The 16958-nt window shown below is 65.5% G+C and carries 16 protein-coding genes; 6 read left to right on the forward strand and 10 right to left on the reverse strand.

What is annotated here, in order from left to right; genetic code table 11:
• Nucleotides 1-9: 9 nt before the first annotated feature.
• The 5 genes from JOZ06_RS14045 to hutU are packed head-to-tail and all read right to left on the reverse strand — an operon-like array spanning nucleotide 10 to nucleotide 6020.
• The gene (locus JOZ06_RS14045) at nucleotides 10-588 is read right to left on the reverse strand and encodes a HutD family protein (protein WP_293233479.1); all 579 of its coding nucleotides are present in this window, start codon (nucleotides 586-588) and stop codon (nucleotides 10-12) included.
• On the reverse strand, nucleotides 585-1799 hold the full coding sequence (gene hutI / locus JOZ06_RS14050) for an imidazolonepropionase (RefSeq protein ID WP_293233481.1): 1215 nt from the start codon (nucleotides 1797-1799) through the stop codon (nucleotides 585-587). Before hutI ends, JOZ06_RS14045 begins: the two co-directional genes overlap by 4 nt.
• Nucleotides 1789-2769, reverse strand: a complete 981-nt coding sequence (gene hutG, locus JOZ06_RS14055) for a formimidoylglutamase (protein ID WP_293233482.1) — start codon at nucleotides 2767-2769, stop codon at nucleotides 1789-1791. The genes hutI and hutG overlap by 11 nt, the downstream gene beginning before the upstream one ends.
• Nucleotides 2770-2775: 6 nt before the next feature.
• Entirely contained in the window at nucleotides 2776-4314 is a 1539-nt protein-coding gene (gene hutH / locus JOZ06_RS14060; protein ID WP_293233484.1) for a histidine ammonia-lyase, read from the reverse strand.
• Nucleotides 4314-6020 (reverse strand): urocanate hydratase, encoded by a 1707-nt coding sequence (gene hutU, locus JOZ06_RS14065; RefSeq protein WP_293233486.1) that lies wholly within the window; start codon nucleotides 6018-6020, stop codon nucleotides 4314-4316. Before hutU ends, hutH begins: the two co-directional genes overlap by 1 nt.
• 93 nt (nucleotides 6021-6113) lie before the next feature.
• Between hutU and hutC the strand changes: the two genes are divergently transcribed.
• The 3 genes from hutC to JOZ06_RS14080 all read left to right on the forward strand — a co-directional run bounded on the left by hutC (nucleotide 6114) and on the right by JOZ06_RS14080 (nucleotide 7835).
• The gene (gene hutC, locus JOZ06_RS14070; RefSeq protein WP_293233488.1) at nucleotides 6114-6827 is read left to right on the forward strand and encodes a histidine utilization repressor; all 714 of its coding nucleotides are present in this window, start codon (nucleotides 6114-6116) and stop codon (nucleotides 6825-6827) included.
• A gap of 249 nt (nucleotides 6828-7076) precedes the next feature.
• Entirely contained in the window at nucleotides 7077-7334 is a 258-nt protein-coding gene (locus JOZ06_RS14075) for a hypothetical protein (RefSeq protein WP_293233490.1), read from the forward strand.
• Nucleotides 7335-7553: 219 nt separating this feature from the next.
• The gene (locus JOZ06_RS14080; RefSeq protein ID WP_293233492.1) at nucleotides 7554-7835 is read left to right on the forward strand and encodes a HigA family addiction module antitoxin; all 282 of its coding nucleotides are present in this window, start codon (nucleotides 7554-7556) and stop codon (nucleotides 7833-7835) included.
• Between the two features lie 202 nt (nucleotides 7836-8037).
• On the opposite strand, the gene JOZ06_RS14085 is transcribed toward JOZ06_RS14080, so the two are convergent.
• From JOZ06_RS14085 to JOZ06_RS14095, 3 genes are all read right to left on the reverse strand, one after another.
• The gene (locus JOZ06_RS14085) at nucleotides 8038-10146 is read right to left on the reverse strand and encodes a peptidase domain-containing ABC transporter (RefSeq protein ID WP_293233494.1); all 2109 of its coding nucleotides are present in this window, start codon (nucleotides 10144-10146) and stop codon (nucleotides 8038-8040) included.
• Nucleotides 10140-11396 carry an HlyD family efflux transporter periplasmic adaptor subunit gene (locus JOZ06_RS14090; protein ID WP_293233496.1) on the reverse strand — a complete coding sequence of 419 codons (1257 nt, stop codon included), beginning with the start codon at nucleotides 11394-11396 and terminating at the stop codon, nucleotides 10140-10142. Before JOZ06_RS14090 ends, JOZ06_RS14085 begins: the two co-directional genes overlap by 7 nt.
• Nucleotides 11397-11489: 93 nt before the next feature.
• Nucleotides 11490-11657 carry a hypothetical protein gene (locus JOZ06_RS14095; RefSeq protein ID WP_293233498.1) on the reverse strand — a complete coding sequence of 56 codons (168 nt, stop codon included), beginning with the start codon at nucleotides 11655-11657 and terminating at the stop codon, nucleotides 11490-11492.
• Between the two features lie 358 nt (nucleotides 11658-12015).
• On the opposite strand from JOZ06_RS14095, the gene JOZ06_RS14100 reads away from it, so the two are divergent.
• Both JOZ06_RS14100 and JOZ06_RS14105 read left to right on the forward strand, forming a co-directional pair.
• Nucleotides 12016-13542, forward strand: a complete 1527-nt coding sequence (locus JOZ06_RS14100) for a fumarate hydratase (RefSeq protein WP_293233500.1) — start codon at nucleotides 12016-12018, stop codon at nucleotides 13540-13542.
• A gap of 132 nt (nucleotides 13543-13674) precedes the next feature.
• Entirely contained in the window at nucleotides 13675-14205 is a 531-nt protein-coding gene (locus JOZ06_RS14105) for a cytochrome b (RefSeq protein WP_293233502.1), read from the forward strand.
• A 220-nt stretch (nucleotides 14206-14425) separates the two neighbouring features.
• Here JOZ06_RS14105 and JOZ06_RS14110 read toward each other — a convergent pair whose 3' ends face one another.
• Complete coding sequence (locus JOZ06_RS14110; RefSeq protein WP_293233504.1) at nucleotides 14426-15055, reverse strand: L,D-transpeptidase; 630 nt, start codon at nucleotides 15053-15055, stop codon at nucleotides 14426-14428.
• On the reverse strand, nucleotides 15052-15783 hold the full coding sequence (gene tadA, locus JOZ06_RS14115) for a tRNA adenosine(34) deaminase TadA (RefSeq protein ID WP_293233506.1): 732 nt from the start codon (nucleotides 15781-15783) through the stop codon (nucleotides 15052-15054). Before tadA ends, JOZ06_RS14110 begins: the two co-directional genes overlap by 4 nt.
• Nucleotides 15784-16125: 342 nt before the next feature.
• Between tadA and JOZ06_RS14120 the strand changes: the two genes are divergently transcribed.
• Nucleotides 16126-16958: endo alpha-1,4 polygalactosaminidase (locus JOZ06_RS14120; protein ID WP_293233508.1), on the forward strand; the 833-nt coding region annotated here is incomplete at its 3' end.

Consider the following 16958-nt stretch of genomic DNA (forward strand, 5'->3'; position numbering starts at 1 on the left):
TAGAGGTTCTTATTCGCCTGATTCGATCGTCACCAGCCAGCCCTCCGCCTTGCCTCTGAGCACGGCTTCGCCTTGCGCCCACAATAATTCCCCCACCGCGAGCGACAGCATCATCGTGCCGGTGCGCAGGGCGCCGGCGGTGAGATAGACGAACCACAGCGGATGTTCGACCGTTTGTTCGCCATCGAGCCGCCAGCGCTGCAGCCGATGGCGGCAACGCGCGCGCCGGGTCATGACGTTGAAGTCGACGATGGCCCGCCCCGGAGTGACCTCGGCGAAGATCGGCGTTTCGCCGGCGAACTGGTCCAGCTGTTCGCCGGGATGCAACAGCCGTTCGGCCGCAGGCTGGCCGTCGGCCTGGGCGATATGCAGGCTGAGCATGCCGCCGGAGACCAATGCCAACGAGCGGTCGACGCCGGCAAACAGCGAAAAGGGACCGGAGCGCGCCACATTGGCGCTGGTGAGCCGCCAGTCGAAGTGATCGAGGCCGGCATCCGGCGGCCAGATGGCGAGTTGCACGGTTTCGCCGCCGCCATTTTTCCAGGGCATGCGTTGGAAATCGTCGCTGGTCAGCCGGTGCAGGATCACGGGAGTTCCCGTCGTGCGCCGTCGACCCAGCAAGCGGCGAGCGGGCGTTGCCCCAGGTGGTAGATCAGGTCGACGGGCGCCTGAATATCCCACAAGGCCAGATCCGCGCGCGCGCCCACCGCAATGCGGCCGCGGTCGCTCAGTCCCAGCGCCTGGGCGGCGTGGCGGGTAATGCCGGCGAGCGCTTCTTGCGGCGTCAGCGAGAACAGCACCGCGCCCATGTTGGCCGTGGCCAACAGCGAGGTTAGCGGCGAGGTGCCGGGGTTGCAGTCGGTCGACAGCGCCATCGGCACCCCGGCGGCGCGCAAGGCGTCGACCGGCGGCCGGCGGGTTTCGCGCAGGAAATAGAACGCGCCGGGCAACAGCACCGCCACCGTGCCGGCTTCGCGCATGGCGGCGACACCCGGCTCGTCCAGCCATTCCAGGTGGTCGGCCGAGAGCGCGCCGTGGCGCGCCGCCAGCGCGGCGCCGCCGAGCAGGGAGAGCTGTTCGGCATGCAGCTTGACCGGCAGACCCAGGCGGTCGGCGACGGCAAACAATTTTTCCACCTGGGCGGGCGAGAAGGCGATGCGCTCGCAGAAGGCGTCCACCGCATCCACCAGGCCTTCTCCCGCCAGCCGCGGCAGCCAGTCTTGGCACAGCGTGTCGATGTAGTCGTCGGGCCGGCCGGCGTATTCCTCCGGCAACGCGTGCGCGCCGAGGAAGGTGGTGCGCACGGTCAGCGCGCGCTCCTCGCCGATGCGCCGGGCCACGCGCAGCATGCGCCGCTCGCTGGCAAGATCGAGGCCGTAGCCGGACTTGATTTCCAGCGTCGTGACCCCCTCGGCCAACAGCGTGTCGATGCGCGGCAGACTCATCGCCAGCAGGATGTCCTCGTTGGCGAGCCGCGTGGCGAGCACGGTGGCGGCGATGCCGCCGCCGCCTTCGGCAATCTCCTGGTAGCTCGCGCCGTTGAGCCGGGCCTCGAACTCGCCGGCGCGGTTGCCGGCGTAGACGATGTGGGTGTGGCAGTCGACCAGGCCAGGCGTCAGCCAGCCGTCATGGCCGTCCTGGCGCCGCAAGTCCATGTACTCGCCCGGGAGATCGACCTGCGGGCCGAACCAGGCGATATGGCCATCGCGCCAGGCGATGGCCGCGTCGCGAATCTCGCCGTAGCCCTCGCTGTCGAAGGTGGCCAGATTGACGTTGTCGATCAGCCCGCTACCGCTCATCGCGCCCCCATGCTTCGGTGACGCGCGCCACCAGCCGCGCGGCGACGCGCGCGGTGCGCATGTCCTGATCCAGCTCCGGGTTGAGCTCGGCCAGATCGAACAGCCTCAGCTTGCCGCTGGCGGCGACGGCATCGACGAGCGGCTCGATCACCGCTTGTTCGACGCCGCGCGCCGAGGGCGCCGAGACACCGGGCGCCAGCGACGGCGGCAGCACGTCGAGGCAGATGGTCATATAGACATGGTCGACCTCGGCGATGAACGCGGCCAGTTCGCTCTTGGCATCATTCAGATCGGCTTGCGTCAGGCGCTCGTCCTCGCGCCAGCGCGCGCCGAGCGCGCGCGCCTTGTCAAAGAGCGCGGCGGTATTGGCAAAGCGGGAAATGCCCATGCACAGATAGTTGAATGCCACGCCGTCCCGGGCGCAACGCTCGCTGATCTGCCTGAACGGGGTGCCGGAGGTGCCGCGCGGACCCGCGCGCAAGTCGAAGTGGGCGTCGAAATTGATGATGCCGATCTTGGGTTGCGCCTCGCCTGCGGCTTGGCGCGCGTCCAGCAGGCCATTGAAGCTCGCTAGCGCGATTTCGTGTCCGCCGCCCATGCCGATGACGCGGTGCCCATCGGCGAGCAGGCGGCTCACGCTATGGGCGAAGGCCGCTTGCGCCTCTTCCAGCCGATCGCCGCTGCAAAACACGTCGCCGGCATCAAAGACGTCCGCCGGGCCGGACAGCGGTACATTGGACAATGCGCGCCGCAGGGCGCGCGGTCCGATTTCGGCGCCGGCGCGGCCGTGGTTGCGCACCACGCCGGCATGGCAGGCAAAGCCCAACAGCGTGGTGCCGGCGCGGCCCGCCTCGACCGGGCCGATCTGCTGATGCCAGCGATGGGTAAAGCCCGCTTCCTCGTCATCGCAGCGGCCATGCCAGTAATCGACATTGAATTCGCTGCACTCCAGTTTCGGGTTCGTCGTCATAGCGCACTACTCGATCGAAGGCAGCAGATGGTGCGCGGCAAAGTCGAATTTGCCCGATAGAACCATCTGCTGTGCCACGTTGAGATCGGGGGCCAGGTAGCGGTCCTCACCATAAAACGGCACATTGGCGCGCAATTGCGCATGTACCGCTTCCAGTTTATCCGAGCTTTTCAACGGCCGCTGGAAATCGATCCCTTGGGCGGCGGCCAAGAGTTCGATGCCGACGATGTGGGCGCTGTTTTGCGCCATGTCGGTCAGGCGGCGCGCGGCGAAGGTGGCCATGCTGACGTGGTCTTCCTGGTTGGCCGAGGTCGGCAGGCTGTCCACGCTCGCCGGATGCGCCAGCGACTTGTTCTCCGAGGCGAGCGCGGCGGCGGTGACGTGCGCGATCATGAAGCCGGAGTTGAGGCCGGGGTTCTGCACCAGGAAAGGCGGCAGCTTGGACAGGGTGGCGTCGATCAGCAGCGCGATGCGCCGCTCGGACAGCGCGCCGATCTCGGCGATCGCCAGCGCCAGCGTGTCGGCGGCGAACGCCACCGGCTCGGCGTGGAAATTGCCGCCGGAGACGACGATGTGGCTGTCCCGCTCTTCAAAGATCAGCGGGTTGTCCGACACGGCGTTGGCCTCGATTTCCAGCGTGCGCGCGCATTGGCGCATCAGATCGAGGCAGGCGCCCATGACTTGCGGCTGGCAACGCAGCGAGTAGGGGTCCTGCACGCGGTCGTCGCCTTCGAGATGCGACTGGCGAATGGCGGAACCGGCCAAGAGTTCGCGGTAGTGGTCGGCCACGGCCATTTGGCCCGGTTGACCGCGCACGGCGTGGATGCGGGGATCGAACGGCGCGTCCGAGCCGCGCGCCGCATCCACCGTCAGCGCCCCGGCGGCGATGCCCGCCGCGAAGACGCGCTCGGCCAAAAAGAGCCCCTGCAGCGCCAGCGCGGTCGATGCCTGGGTGCCGTTGATCAGCGCCAGGCCTTCCTTGGCCGCGAGGCCGATCGGCGCGATGCCCGCCGCGGCCAGCGCTTCGGCGGCGGGTTGTTCGGCGCCGTTCACGCGCACGCGGCCTTCGCCCATCAGCGCCAGCGTCATGTGCGACAACGGCGCCAGGTCGCCCGAGGCGCCGACCGAGCCCTTGGACGGGATCAGCGGCAGAATGCCGGCGTTGTACGCCGCCAGCATGGTTTCCAGCACCGTGCGGCGGATGCCGGATACGCCGCGCGCCAGGCTCGCGATCTTGGTCGCCATGATCAGGCGCACCACGCGGTCTTCCATGGGCTCGCCCACGCCGACCGAATGCGAGCGGATCAGATTGGTTTGCAGCTGCGCGAGCTGCGCCTCGGCGATCTGGGTGCTGGCCAGCTTGCCGAAGCCGGTATTGATGCCGTAGGCCGGCGCGCCGCGCTCGACGATGGCGGCCACCGCGCGGTGCGAGGCCTCCACCGCCGGCCAGGCGGCCGGGTCCATTTGCAGCACGACTTCGCCTTGCCAGATGGCGCGCAGGTCTTTGAGAGTCAGTTGTTGGGGTTTCAACATCAAGCTACGCATTACTTGTCTCCTTGCATCGGCAGGTCGAGCCGCATGCGGCGCGCGCATTGCTCGGCGATGTCGTAGCCGGCGTCGGCGTGACGCATCACGCCGGTGCCGGGGTCGTTCCATAATACCCGTTCGAGCCGCTTGGCGGCCGCGGCGCTGCCGTCGGCGACGATGACCACGCCGGCATGCTGCGAGAAGCCCATGCCCACGCCGCCGCCATGGTGCAGCGACACCCAGGTGGCGCCGCCGGCGGTGTTGAGCAGCGCGTTCAACAGCGGCCAGTCGGATACCGCGTCGGAGCCGTCCTTCATCGATTCGGTCTCGCGGTTCGGGCTTGCCACCGAGCCGGTGTCCAGATGGTCGCGGCCGATGACGATCGGCGCCGACAGTTCGCCGCGCGCCACCATCTCGTTGAACGCAAGGCCCGCCTTATGGCGCTCGCCAAGGCCCAGCCAGCAGATGCGCGAGGGCAAACCTTGGAAGGCGATGCGTTCTTCCGCCATGTCGAGCCAGCGCGCGAGCGCCTTGTTTTCCGGGAACAGCTCGCGCAGCTTGTCATCGGTTTTCTGGATGTCGGCCGGGTCGCCGGACAGCGCTACCCAGCGGAACGGCCCCTTGCCTTCGCAAAACAGCGGCCGGATGTAGGCCGGCACGAAGCCGGGAAAATCGAAGGCGTTTTTCACCCCTTGGTCGAACGCCACCTGGCGGATGTTGTTGCCGTAGTCGGTGACCGGAATGCCCATGCCTTGGAAGTCGAGCATGGCCTGCACGTGCGCGGCGCAGGAGCGGGCGGCGGCGGCGCGCAGCGTCTCGTGTTGCGCGGGGTCGCGCTGCGCGGCCTGCCATTGTTCCAGCGTCCAGCCGGCCGGCAGATAGCCGTTGATCAGATCGTGCGCCGAGGTCTGGTCGGTGACGAGCGACGGCTGCAAGCCGCCGGCGCGCGCGCGGCGCACGAGTTCGGGCAGGATTTCGGCGGCGTTGCCCTTGAGGCCGATCGAGACGGCGTCGCCGCGGGCGGTGTGGTGGGCGATCAGTTCCAGCGCGTGTTCCAGATCGCGTGCCTGCATGTCGAGATAGCGCGTGCGCAGGCGGAAGTCGATGCGCGATTGCTGGCATTCGATCATCAGCGAGGTGGCGCCGGCGAAGCTCGCCGCCAGCGGTTGCGCCCCGCCCATGCCGCCAAGCCCGGCGGACAGAATCCAGCGCCCCTGCCAGGGGTTGTCGCCGCCGAAATGCTGGCGGCCGGCTTCGGCGAAGGTTTCGTAGGTGCCTTGCACGATGCCCTGCGTGCCGATGTAGATCCAGCTGCCGGCGGTCATCTGGCCGTACATCATCAGACCCTGGCGGTCGAGCTGGTTGAAGTGTTCCCAATTGGCCCAGTGCGGCACCAGATTGGAGTTGGCGATCAATACGCGCGGCGCGTCGGCGTGCGTGCGGAAGACCCCGACCGGTTTGCCGGATTGCACCAGCAGGGTTTCGTCGTCTTCCAGCCGGCGCAGGGTTTCCAGGATTTTGTCGAAACATTCCCAATTGCGCGCGGCGCGGCCGATGCCGCCGTAGACCACCAGCGCCTGCGCGTTTTCCGCCACCTCGTCATCGAGATTGTTCTGTATCATGCGGTAGGCCGCTTCGGTCAGCCAGCTTTTGCAGGTGCGTTCGGGGCCGCGCGGCGCGCGGATGTGGCGGGTCGGGTCGAAGCGCGGATCGGTGTGGGACATTGGTTTCTCCTCCATATCGTGTGATTTGTATAGACTAATATAGACACGTCACTGCGTTCTGAGAAGCTGTATAGACAAATTTTGGCAGACAACATGACCTCCGCAGAGAAAAGCGCCACGCCGCGCTACCAACAGATCAAGCAGGATCTGCTCGACCGCATCGCCGCCAAGGAGTGGGGCATTGGCGAGGCGATTCCGCCGGAGCAAACGCTGGCGCGCGATTTCGGCGTGGCGCGCATGACGGTCAACCGCGCGTTGCAGGAGCTGACCCAAGCCGGCGTGCTGGTGCGCCGGCGCGGTTCGGGCACCTACGTCGCGCCGCCGCGCGTGCACACGTCGCTTTTGCAAATCCGCAACATTGCCGACGAAATCGCCGAGCGGGGCCATCGCTACGACAGCGCGCTGCTGCGGCTGGAGTCGGTGCCGGCCAGCGCCGACCAGGCGTTGCTGTTCGGCATCGAAACCGGCGCGCCGCTGTTCCGTTCGGTGATCGTGCATCGCGAGAACGACGTGCCGATCCAGGTGGAGGACCGCTTGGTCAACCCCGAGGTGGCGCCGCACTATCTGGCGCAGCGTTTCAAAACCCAAACCCCCAGCGCTTACCTATCGATGGTGGCGCCGTTGGCCGGCGCGCATTATACCGTCGAGGCGCGCCTGCCCGGCAGGGAAATCGCCGCGCACCTGGCCATCAGTACCAAGGACCCTTGCCTGGTGGTGCTGCGCACCACGCGCACCGAGGACCGCGTCGCCTCGCAGGCGGAGCTGTGGCACCCCGGTCAGCTGTATCAGCTGACGGGTGGGGTGTAAGTGGGGGGAGTGGGAAGTAGGGAGTAGGGAGTGGTAAAGCAGGGCGTCGGGGATAATCGCTGCGACTCCCGACTCCCGACTCCCGGCTTAAGTCCGCCTGTCAGCCGCGCTTCCTTGTCATTCCCCCGCTTGCTGGATATCGTTGGTGATTGCGGCGTTTGCCGCAAAAGGCGCGGGCCCCGAGGTCTGGAACACCCCGGAGCCCGCTGACCAAATCAACTCTTCATCCTTAACCCAAGGAGAATTGATATGGCTACTTGCCATGGTACTGCAGTCCCCACCGCCGCTTCAAACCGCGACCTCCGGCAACTGCCGCTGTTCTCTCTGATCGCCGAGCTGTGCGCGCCGCGCGCGGGCCAAGCCGATCCCGGCGTGTGCCGGCTGATCGTCGACAGCCGCTTGCCGTGGGCGTCACTACGGGTCGATTCGGAGCGATCTTGGCTGTATTTCCCGGAAGTGGTGCGCACGAGACGGGTGGCGGGATGCGTGATCTTAACCGCCGAGTAAGGCGCTAACGGAGGCGGGCGGCCAGGCCGCCCGTGCCGGATGGGCCCGCCTAAGTGGCGGAAGCCCTTGATGACCACTAGGGGGTGTCGTTAATAGGGCGGTGCACTGCCTTCGGCGAGTGCACCCTACGCGAAAGGATGCCCCGTTGGGTAGGGCGTAATCGACGCGCGACGCGCGGCATTGCGCCGAACACCTGACGATAGGCCTTAGGAGAACATCATGAGCGGCATGCACAATCCGGCGCACCCTGGTGAGGTGCTGCAAAACTGGCTGGAGGGCGTTAGCGTGACTGAAGCGGCACGCAAATTGGGCATCACCCGCACCGCGCTATCCCGCATTCTGCATGGCCATGCCGGTATCAGCCCTGATATGGCGCTACGGTTGGCCGAGGCGCTCGGGACCAGTGCGGAAAGCTGGTTGCAAATGCAGATGAACTACGACCTTTGGCAGGCCTCCCTGCGTCCGCGCCCTCATGTTGAAAAGCTGTTGCCCGTCGCCTGACGCACCGTTGAAAATGTGCCGGTTCGATGCCGCTTACGCCGTAGACTTAGAATCTCTAACAAAAGTACCGGCAAGGCATCTGCCCAGGTCTTGTAGCGTGCATTCGCCGCAGGCAATGCACGGCTTGCGTGAGCCCTAGGGCCGTGCGTTGCTTCGCGAACGCACGCTACCCAACCGCGAAATATGTTTTGTTAGAGGGGCCTTAGCCTTTTACCCCTTCATTGCCTGACGCCGCGCCGTCCGCCAACGACACCGCCCGGTCGGCCGAGGCGATGGTTTCCGGCCGGTGCGCGACGATGAGCCGCGTCAGTCTCAAGGCCGCCACGGCCTGATTCACCTGTTGTTCCAGCGCGCAGTCCAGACTGCTGGTCGCCTCGTCCAGGAGCAGGATGCGCGGCTGCTTGTACAGCGCGCGCGCCAGCAGCAGCCGCTGCTTTTGCCCGCCGGACAGTACCGAGCCCATGTCGCCGCAGAGCGTGTGGTAGCCCATCGGCATGGCGGCGATGGTGTCGTGCACGGCGGCCAGGCGCGCGCAGCGCTCGGCGCGGGCCGTGTCCGGCGCGGGATCGAAAAAGGTGATGTTGTCCAACAGCGAGCCGGCGAACAGCTGGTCGTCCTGCATGACGGTGGCGCACAGCGTGCGCGCGCCGTCGCTGCCCAGTTGCTTGAGCGGCACGCCGCCGATCAAAATCTCGCCGCGCGTCGGCGTAAGAATCCCGAGCAGCAGTTTGAGCACCGTGCTTTTGCCGCAGCCGCTCGGGCCGGTAAGCGCCACCGATTCGCCGTCGGCCACCTGGAAATGGAGCCCCTGCAACACCCAGGGCGCGTTGTCGTCGTGGCGGAACCAGACGTCGCGTAGCGCGATATCCGCCTGCTGAGGCAAGGCGCAGGCGGCGGCCGCGTACGCTTGCGGCGCGGTCAGGACGATGTCGGCCAGCCGCTCGCCCTGCAGGCGCAGCATCGCCAATGTCGACGCCTTGTCGATCAGCGCCTTGGTGCGCTCCGAGAATTGGCGCGCGTAGGCGGAGAAGGCCATGAACATGCCCACCGAGAAATGTTGCGCCAGTACGAGCTCGGCGCCGAACCACAGCAGCGCCGCGTATTCGAGCCCGGTCAGCAGCCGCTGCAGGCTGTTGTAGAGAATCTCCGCCCGGTCGGCGCGCACCGCGGCATGAATCTGCTCCACCAGCAAGTTGCTCCACACCGCCTGCCGCTCGGCCTGGCGCTGAAACAACTGAATCGCCTGCATGCCGCGCAGGCTTTCCAGGAAGTGTCCTTCCTGTTTGGCCAACTGAATCATTTCGCGCTCCGCGCGCTCGCGCAGCGGCCGCTGGCCCGCCCAGCGCAGCAGCGTGTACAGCGCCAGGCTCGCCAGCGAGATCAACGTCAGCGTTGGGCTGTAGACCAGCATCAAGGCGCAGGTGCCGAGCGCCAGCAAGCCGTCGAGCAACGCCTCGATGCATTGATTGGTCAAGGTTTGCTGAATGGTGCCGACACAGCCGAAACGCGCGCTGATGTCGCCGATGAAACGTTTTTCGAAGAAGGACAACGGCAGGCGCAGCAAATGATGGAACACGCGCAAATACCAGTGCATGCCCACGATATGGCTGATCTGCAAGACGCTCCAGGCACGCACCGCGCCGATGCCGACCTCGCCCAGCAAGACCAGCAGAAAACCGCTGACCAACACCAGCAGCATATCGCGGTCGGCCGCCAGCATGACGCCGTCGACCAGCCATTGCGTGAACAGCGGCGCGCTCAAACCCAATAGCTCCAACGATAGTGCCAGCATGAACACCTGGGCGATGGCGTGGCGCAGCCCTTCGAAGCCGGTGAACCATTGCCGCCAGGGAAAGCGCCGCCGTTGTTCGGTGGGACGGAACGTGTCGGTCGGCGTCAGCGTCAAGGCGATGCCGGTAAAGGCGCGATCGAGCTCCGACCAGCCGACATGGCGCCGGCCTTGCGCCGGGTCGTGAATGCGGATGCCCTGTTTATCGACTGCGGCCAAGACGACGAAGTGGTTCATCTCCCAGTGCAGGATGCAGGGGCAGGGGAGCTGCGCCAACTCCGCCGGTTCCAGCCGCAATGCACGCGCAGCCAGGCCGAGGGTATCGGCCATGCGCACCAGGTCGGCCAGCGTCGCGCCTTTGAGCGACGTGGCGAAACGTTGCCGCAGCAAGGGCAGGTCGACGCGATGGCCGTGAAAGGCCGCGACCATGCCCAGCGACGCCAAGCCGCACTCGGCGGCTTCGCTTTGCAAATAAAGGGGGAGACGATGCCCGCCGCCGAACATGGCGGCCAGATTCACCATTTGCCGCTCACGCTATAGAGCGGTTCCAGCACCCATTCATACAGCCGGCGTCTGTCGAGCAGCAGATCGGCTTCGAGCCGCATGGCCGGCATCAACGGCATGGCGCGGCCATAGGCCTGTATGTCGGCGCGGTCCAGCTGTACGCGGATGCGATAGAGGGATTCGCGCGCGTCGGTCGGCAGATCTATTTCTTGCGGCAACAGCGCGGAGCGGGCGACCGAGACCACGCGGCCGCTGATGTGGCCGAATTTCTGATAGGGAAAGGCATCCAGGCGCAATTTGACCGCCGTGCCGGGGCGGATGAAGCCGACCGCCTTGCTCGGCGCATAGAGATGCGCTTCCAGTCGCGCATCGGCGGGAACCAGCAAGGCGAGCGGCTGTTGCACGGCGGCCGGGGCGCCCGCGCTGGCGGTGACCGCCGCCAGGGTGCCCGCGCGTGGCGCGGTCACTTGCCAACGGTGGCCGGCTTGATGCTGCGCGGTTTCCTGCCGCAGCGCTTCGGTGGTCCGTCGCAGCGTCTCGTGCTGATCTTGCTGCCGCAGCGGCTGCTCGCCGAGCTCGGCGGCGATGCCGGCCTGTTCGCGCCGCAAGCCGTCGAGCGCGCGCGTCTGCGCCAGCCAGGCGCGCTGTGCTTCCAGGCGCTCCTCTTCCTTTTGCTGCAGCTGCGCGGGGGAAATGAAGCCCTCGGCTGCGAGTTGGTTGAAGCGCTGCCAAGCCTGCTGGGCCAAGGCGCGTTTGCGCGCCAACAGATGCGCCTCCTGTTCCGCGCGGGCGATCTCGCCGGTGAGAAGCCGCAGCCGCCGTTGCAGGTCGGCCCGCTGCATGGCGCCGAGCTGTTGCATGGCCGCGATGCTGGCCGCCAGCGATTGCAGCCGGGCGGCCAACGCCTCGGCGATGCGTTGCTGGGTTGGCCCGAGGGCGCTTTGCCGCTCGGCGCTGAGCGTGAACAGCGCCTGCCCGGCGCGCACGGTCTCGCCTTGCTCCACATGCCGCGCCTCGACGATGCCGGCTTGTCCCGGATAGAGCCGCAATACTTGGTCGCCGGGCTGGATCTGCCCGGCGACGGTCACCCGCCGGGTATAACTGCCCCAGTAAAGCCAGGCGATGGCCAGCGCGATCAGTAGGCTAAATAGATAAACCAACAGCGTGGTGCGCAGCGGCAGCGTGCAGTCGGGGCGGCCGAGCCGCTGGTCGGACTGGGCTTCGACCGCCGCTGGACGAAAGAGCGGCGGAAAGGAGGGGTTCGTCATTGCGCGGCGATTCTCCCGTGAAAGGATCGGGGCGGTCCGCGTGGGCGGGCCGCCCCGATGCCTAGGGTCCATTGAGGTCAGAAGACAGGACGATTAGTTCTTCTTGGGCTTGCTACCATCCCCGGGCGGCAGGGTTTGGCGCCCTCCGGAGGCGTTTGGGCGCGCTTGGCGCTCCCGGCTGGCATCCTTTCTGGACTGCCTTTCGCGGTATTCCCGCCCACCGCTGACTTTGTCGAGTTGCTGGATATCGATGATATGCATGATGCGCCTCTCCTTCTGGGTGACGGCCATCCGCGTTGAGGGGTGCGGCATGGGGTGCGAGATGGCTGAGAGGTAGACCGGGGGTTGGCGGGAAAGTTGGTGGCGAGCACGCATTGCGCGCTGTTGCGGGAATTTTAGTTTTTTGAATGGAGGCGGTCGGTATTTTCCTATCGCTATGCCGTGCCAATCCGATTGACCTGGCGCGCCAGGGGTATCGGCAAATGCAAAATATGCATCACAGCAGCATAACGAGCGAGCGCGATCGTGTAGCCATGGTGCTACAATCGATGACTGACCGGCCGCCGGCCAGACGTGTCGCGACCGCCTTCCCGTCCTCAGAAATTGCGAGATTAGCCCCATGACCCTTATCCGCCAGGATGACTTTATCCAAAGCATTGCCGATGCTTTCCAGTACATCAGCTACTACCATCCCGTCGATTACATCAAGGCTTTGACCGACGCCTACCAACGTGAGGAAAGCAGCGCCGCGCGCGACGCCATGGCCCAGATTCTGATCAATAGCCGCATGTGCGCCGAAGGCCACCGCCCGATCTGCCAGGACACCGGTATCGCGCTGGTGTTTCTCAAGGTCGGTATGAACGTGCAATGGGACGCCACGCTGAGCGTGCAGGAGATGGTCAACGAAGGCGTGCGCCGTGCTTACACCGACGCCGACAACAAGCTGCGCGCCTCGGTGCTGACCGACCCGGCCGGCGCGCGCAAGAACACCAAGGACAACACGCCGGCGGTGGTGCATATGGAAGTGGTGCCCGGCAATGGCATCGAAGTCATCTGCGCCGCCAAGGGTGGCGGCTCGGAGAACAAGGCCAAGTTCGTCATGCTCAACCCGTCCGACTCGATCGTCGACTGGATCCTCAAGACCGTGCCGACCATGGGCGCCGGCTGGTGTCCGCCGGGGATTCTCGGCATCGGCATCGGCGGCACGCCGGAAAAGGCCATGCTGATGGCCAAGGAGTCGCTGATGGCGCCGGTGAATATCGCCGAGCTGCGCGACAAGGCGGCGAGCGGCGCTGAACTCACGCGCGTCGAGCAGCTGCGCCTGGAGTTGATGGAGAAGGTCAACGCGCTGGGTATCGGCGCGCAGGGCTTGGGCGGCCTGACCACCGTGCTCGACGTCAAGATCATGGATTATCCGACGCACGCCGCGTCGCTGCCGGTGGCGATGATCCCCAACTGCGCCGCCACCCGCCACGTGCATTTCCATCTCGACGGCAGCGGTCCGGCCCGGCTCGACCCGCCGTCGCTGGAAGACTGGCCGGCGCTGACCTTCGACACCTCGAAGGGGCGTCGCGTCAATTTGGATACCATCACCCGCGAGGAAGTGGCGTCCTGGCAGCCGGGCGAGACGCTGCTGCTCAACGGCAAGTTGCTGACCGGCCGCGATGCCGCGCACAAGCGCATGACCGATATGCTCAACCGTGGCGAGAAACTGCCGGTGGACTTCACCAACCGCTTCATCTATTACGTCGGCCCGGTCGATCCGGTCCGTGACGAAGTCGTCGGCCCGGCCGGCCCGACCACCGCCACGCGCATGGACAAGTTCACGCGCCAGATGCTGGAGGCGACGGGGCTGTTGGGCATGGTGGGCAAGTCCGAGCGCGGTCCGGTGGCGATCGAGGCGATCCGCGATAACAAGGCCGTCTACCTGATGGCCGTCGGCGGCGCCGCCTACCTGGTTTCCAAGGCGATCAAGGCCTCGCGCGTGCTGGCGTTCCCGGAACTGGGCATGGAGGCGGTGTACGAGTTCGAGGTCAAGGACATGCCGGTGACGGTGGCGGTCGATGCCTGTGGCACCTCGGTGCACCAGACCGGCCCGGCCGAATGGCGCGCGCGCATCGGCAAGATTCCCGTCGTGGAAGCCTGATCGCGCCGGATGGCGGACATACGGCCGGGCATTGCCCGGCCGTGTTTTTTGGTGATGCGGCCATGCCAGGCAAATAATGTTTTCTTAAGGCGTTCGGCGTATCCTTGACGCATCTGGTTATGAAGGAATGTTATGGATCGCCGTGATTACCACCCAGTCTCCATCGCGTTGCATTGGTTGATGTTCCTGTTGTTCGCCGCCGCGCTGCTGTTCATCGAACTGCGCGGCAATGTCCCCAAGGGTTCGCCGTTGCGCGATGTGCTGCGTGGCTGGCATGTCGATGCCGGTCTGTTGGTGTTGTTGTTCGCGTTCGTCCGCGTCGGCTCTCGCGTCGGTTTCGGCGGCCCCAAGCCCATCGGTCCGCGCCTGCAGGCCGCGGCTGCCAGCGCGTTGCATGGCGTGCTGTATCTGGTGATGTTCCTGCTGCCGATCACCGGTGTGGTGTTCTCGCAGGCCGGCGGCCACGATGTGGCGCTGTTCGGTTGGACGTTGCCGCATCTGGTCGCGCCGAACCCGGCGCTGCGCACATCGGTGCGGGATGTGCACGAGTTGCTCGGCAACGCGGTGTATTTCCTGGTGGGGATTCATGCATTGGCCGCGTTGTGGCACCACTTTGTGGTGAAGGACGAGACGCTGCGCCGGATGACGTTCAAGCACAAGTAGGGAGTAGGGAGTAGAAGCAAAACCTTAACGGCGGGAGTAAAAGCGCGTCCCCACTCCCGCTTTCAAGGTGTTGCCGTTACTCCCGCAGTAGAGGGGGGCGCAAGCGCAACGGCGGGAGTAAAAGCCCGTCCCACTCCCGCTTTCAAGGTGTTGCTCTTACTCCCGCAGTAGAGGGGCGCGCAAGCGCAACGGCGGGAGTAAACGCCGGCCTCCACTCCCGCTAGTCCGCATCGATCACCACATCCGTGCCGAGCGGCACCTGGTCGTAGAGCTCGATGACGTTGCCCGTGGACATGCGCACGCAGCCGCGCGACGTCGGCGTGCCGAACGCCACGTGCGCGCCGGCGCCGTGGATGTAGATCGCGCGGTCATGGCTGTCCACATCGCCCCCCTGATTCTTGCCGGGCTCCATGCCGCATAGCCAGAGGATGCGCGCCAAGATCCAGTCTTTGTCCGGATATTGCGTGTGCAACGCGGCGGTGTAATGCCAGGGGGTGACTTCGCGATGATAAATGATGCTGTCCGGCGCGGCGCCGTCGCCGATTTTGGCGCAGACCTGGTGCCAGCCCAGCGGCGTCTGAAAACTGCCCACTTTCGCACCCGCGCCGAGCGTGGCGGTCGAGACGTCATAGACGCGCTGCGCGCGGCCCATGCCGTCGAACAGTGTCAGCGTTTGCCGTGCCAGACTGACCCGTAGCCAGGGCTGGCCGTGGGTGTGCGGGTTGGGATGCAGCACCTGGATCGGCGCGCTGCGCTCCTGTTGCAGCACGAAGTCCGCTTCGGGAGGCGGGGCGGCACAGGCCATGGCCGCGAGCCAGCCGATCAGTCCGGCGCACCTGCCGGCTTTCATGTCGGCGCCGACGCGCGCCGGGCGCGAAAGAATTCAGATAGCATGGCGCCGGCCTCCTCCGCCAGTACACCGCCAAAGCAGGCGGTGTGCGCATTCAGACGTCGTTCGGCGAACAGATCGACCACGCTGCCGGCGGCGCCCGTCTTGGCGTCGGCGGCGGCATAGATCACCCGGTCCATGCGGGCGTGCAGTATGGCGCCGCTGCACATCGGACAAGGTTCCAGCGTCACATAAAGATCGCAGCCTGCCAGCCGGTAATTGCCGAGCTTTGCGGCCGCTTGACGTATCGCCTGCAGTTCGGCGTGCGCCGAGGGGTCGGCGCGGCCGATCGGTTGGTTATAGCCCTCGCCGACGATATCTCCCGCACAGACCACCACCGCGCCCACCGGCACCTCGCCTTCGGCGGCGGCTCGCGCCGCCAGTGCCAGGGCATGACGCATGAAGCGTTCGCCGGGCTCGACGCCGGGTGGCATGCGCACCGGTGGGTGAGCCGCCAAAGCGCGCTTGAGCCGCAGGCGGTCTTCATCGCTCAGCTGATTCCAGTGCACGCCCCGCGCGGCTGCCTCCAGGGCAAACAACAGGCGCGCGCTCGCGGGCTGTCCGGCCGCCTTGAACTGTAAGAAAGTCGGGACCACCCCCCGGCGAAGCAGATCCTCGCGGGTGCGAATGCCCTGTTGATGCAACCAGGCAAGCGCTTTGGGCGGGAGAGGCGGGCAGGCGAGCGGCACGGGAAACCTTCGTTAATCGGTCATCTCAGCATTATATAGTGCGAGACTGTACGCTAGCGGTTTGAGTCTCGAAAGGTGTGCGCATATATTGAATGCATATGGCATGAGTGAGAGAGCGTCGTTGTGCGTGTGACATCTTTGCCACGGCGTGGCGGCGGGTGTCAATCATTTTGGAATGACGGCATGGCGGCGTTTAATTGTACGTCATTGATCGTGGTCATAAAGAAAGCACGCTTATTGAAAATGTTTTATTGATCTTTATTCAATAAGTTCTTTAACATATGGTCAATGATAATTTACTTTAAACAAAAAGTATAAAAATAGGTCCTCAAGGATATGGCTGTGTGTGTGAGTAAAACGGGGTGGGTGGGCCGCGTCGCCCGGCCGCTGGCATTGGTCTTGTCTGGTCTGCTGCTGTTGATGCGCCCGGCCAGCGCGCTGCCTGCCGGCGCGAAGACGGCGACTCAGTCTTCTTACGCCTTTTACTATGGCGCGGCACCGATTCCGGTCGCGGCGTTGTCGGCCTTCGACCACGTGGTGGTCGAGCCGGACAGCGGCTTCGATCCGTCGCAAGTCGATACGCCCCATACCGATTGGCTGGCTTATGCCAGCGTCGGCGAAGTCACGCATGCCCGCAGTTATTTCTCCGCCATTCCCAAGGCGTGGCTCAAAGGCGGCAACCAAGCCTGGGGCTCGCAGGTTGTCGATCAGTCGGCGCCCGGCTGGCCGGATTTTTTCGTCGAGCATGTCGTCGCGCCGCTGTGGCAGCGCGGTTTTCGCGGCTTTTTCCTTGATACGCTCGATTCCTTTCAGTTGATCGCCAAGACCGAGAGCGAACGGCAGCAGCAGATTGCCGGTCTCGTTCGGGTCATCCATGCCATCAAGACGCGCTATCCCCAGGCGCGGCTGATATTCAACCGCGGCTTCGAGATTTTGCCGCAAGCGCATCAATGGGTTGATGCCGTGGCGTTCGAGTCGCTCTATAAAGGCTGGGATCAAGGCAAGAAGCGTTTCGTCGACGTGCCGCAAAACGACCGCGATTGGCTGATGGCGCAGCTTAAGCCCGTCATCGACGACTACCGTTTGCCGGTGATTGCCATCGATTACTGTCCCGATGCCGACCGGCAGTGCGCACGGGACACGGCCGCGCGCATCCGCGACAAGGGGCTGATTCC

The sequence above is a fragment of the Paludibacterium sp. genome (assembly GCF_019232825.1).
GTDB lineage: Bacteria > Pseudomonadota > Gammaproteobacteria > Burkholderiales > Chromobacteriaceae > Paludibacterium.

Excerpts from the sequence above, each read along its gene's own strand:
- hutI (WP_293233481.1), bottom strand. The coding sequence starts at position 1,799 with ATGAGCGGTAGCGGGCTGATCGACAACGTCAATCTGGCCACCTTCGAC.
- hutG (WP_293233482.1), bottom strand. The coding sequence starts at position 2,769 with ATGACGACGAACCCGAAACTGGAGTGCAGCGAATTCAATGTCGATTAC.
- hutH (WP_293233484.1), bottom strand. The coding sequence starts at position 4,314 with ATGCGTAGCTTGATGTTGAAACCCCAACAACTGACTCTCAAAGACCTG.
- hutU (WP_293233486.1), bottom strand. The coding sequence starts at position 6,020 with ATGTCCCACACCGATCCGCGCTTCGACCCGACCCGCCACATCCGCGCG.
- hutC (WP_293233488.1), top strand. The coding sequence starts at position 6,114 with ATGACCTCCGCAGAGAAAAGCGCCACGCCGCGCTACCAACAGATCAAG.
- JOZ06_RS14075 (WP_293233490.1), top strand. The coding sequence starts at position 7,077 with ATGGCTACTTGCCATGGTACTGCAGTCCCCACCGCCGCTTCAAACCGC.
- JOZ06_RS14080 (WP_293233492.1), top strand. The coding sequence starts at position 7,554 with ATGAGCGGCATGCACAATCCGGCGCACCCTGGTGAGGTGCTGCAAAAC.
- JOZ06_RS14085 (WP_293233494.1), bottom strand. The coding sequence starts at position 10,146 with ATGGTGAATCTGGCCGCCATGTTCGGCGGCGGGCATCGTCTCCCCCTT.
- JOZ06_RS14090 (WP_293233496.1), bottom strand. The coding sequence starts at position 11,396 with ATGACGAACCCCTCCTTTCCGCCGCTCTTTCGTCCAGCGGCGGTCGAA.
- JOZ06_RS14095 (WP_293233498.1), bottom strand. The coding sequence starts at position 11,657 with ATGCATATCATCGATATCCAGCAACTCGACAAAGTCAGCGGTGGGCGG.
- JOZ06_RS14100 (WP_293233500.1), top strand. The coding sequence starts at position 12,016 with ATGACCCTTATCCGCCAGGATGACTTTATCCAAAGCATTGCCGATGCT.
- JOZ06_RS14105 (WP_293233502.1), top strand. The coding sequence starts at position 13,675 with ATGGATCGCCGTGATTACCACCCAGTCTCCATCGCGTTGCATTGGTTG.
- JOZ06_RS14110 (WP_293233504.1), bottom strand. The coding sequence starts at position 15,055 with ATGAAAGCCGGCAGGTGCGCCGGACTGATCGGCTGGCTCGCGGCCATG.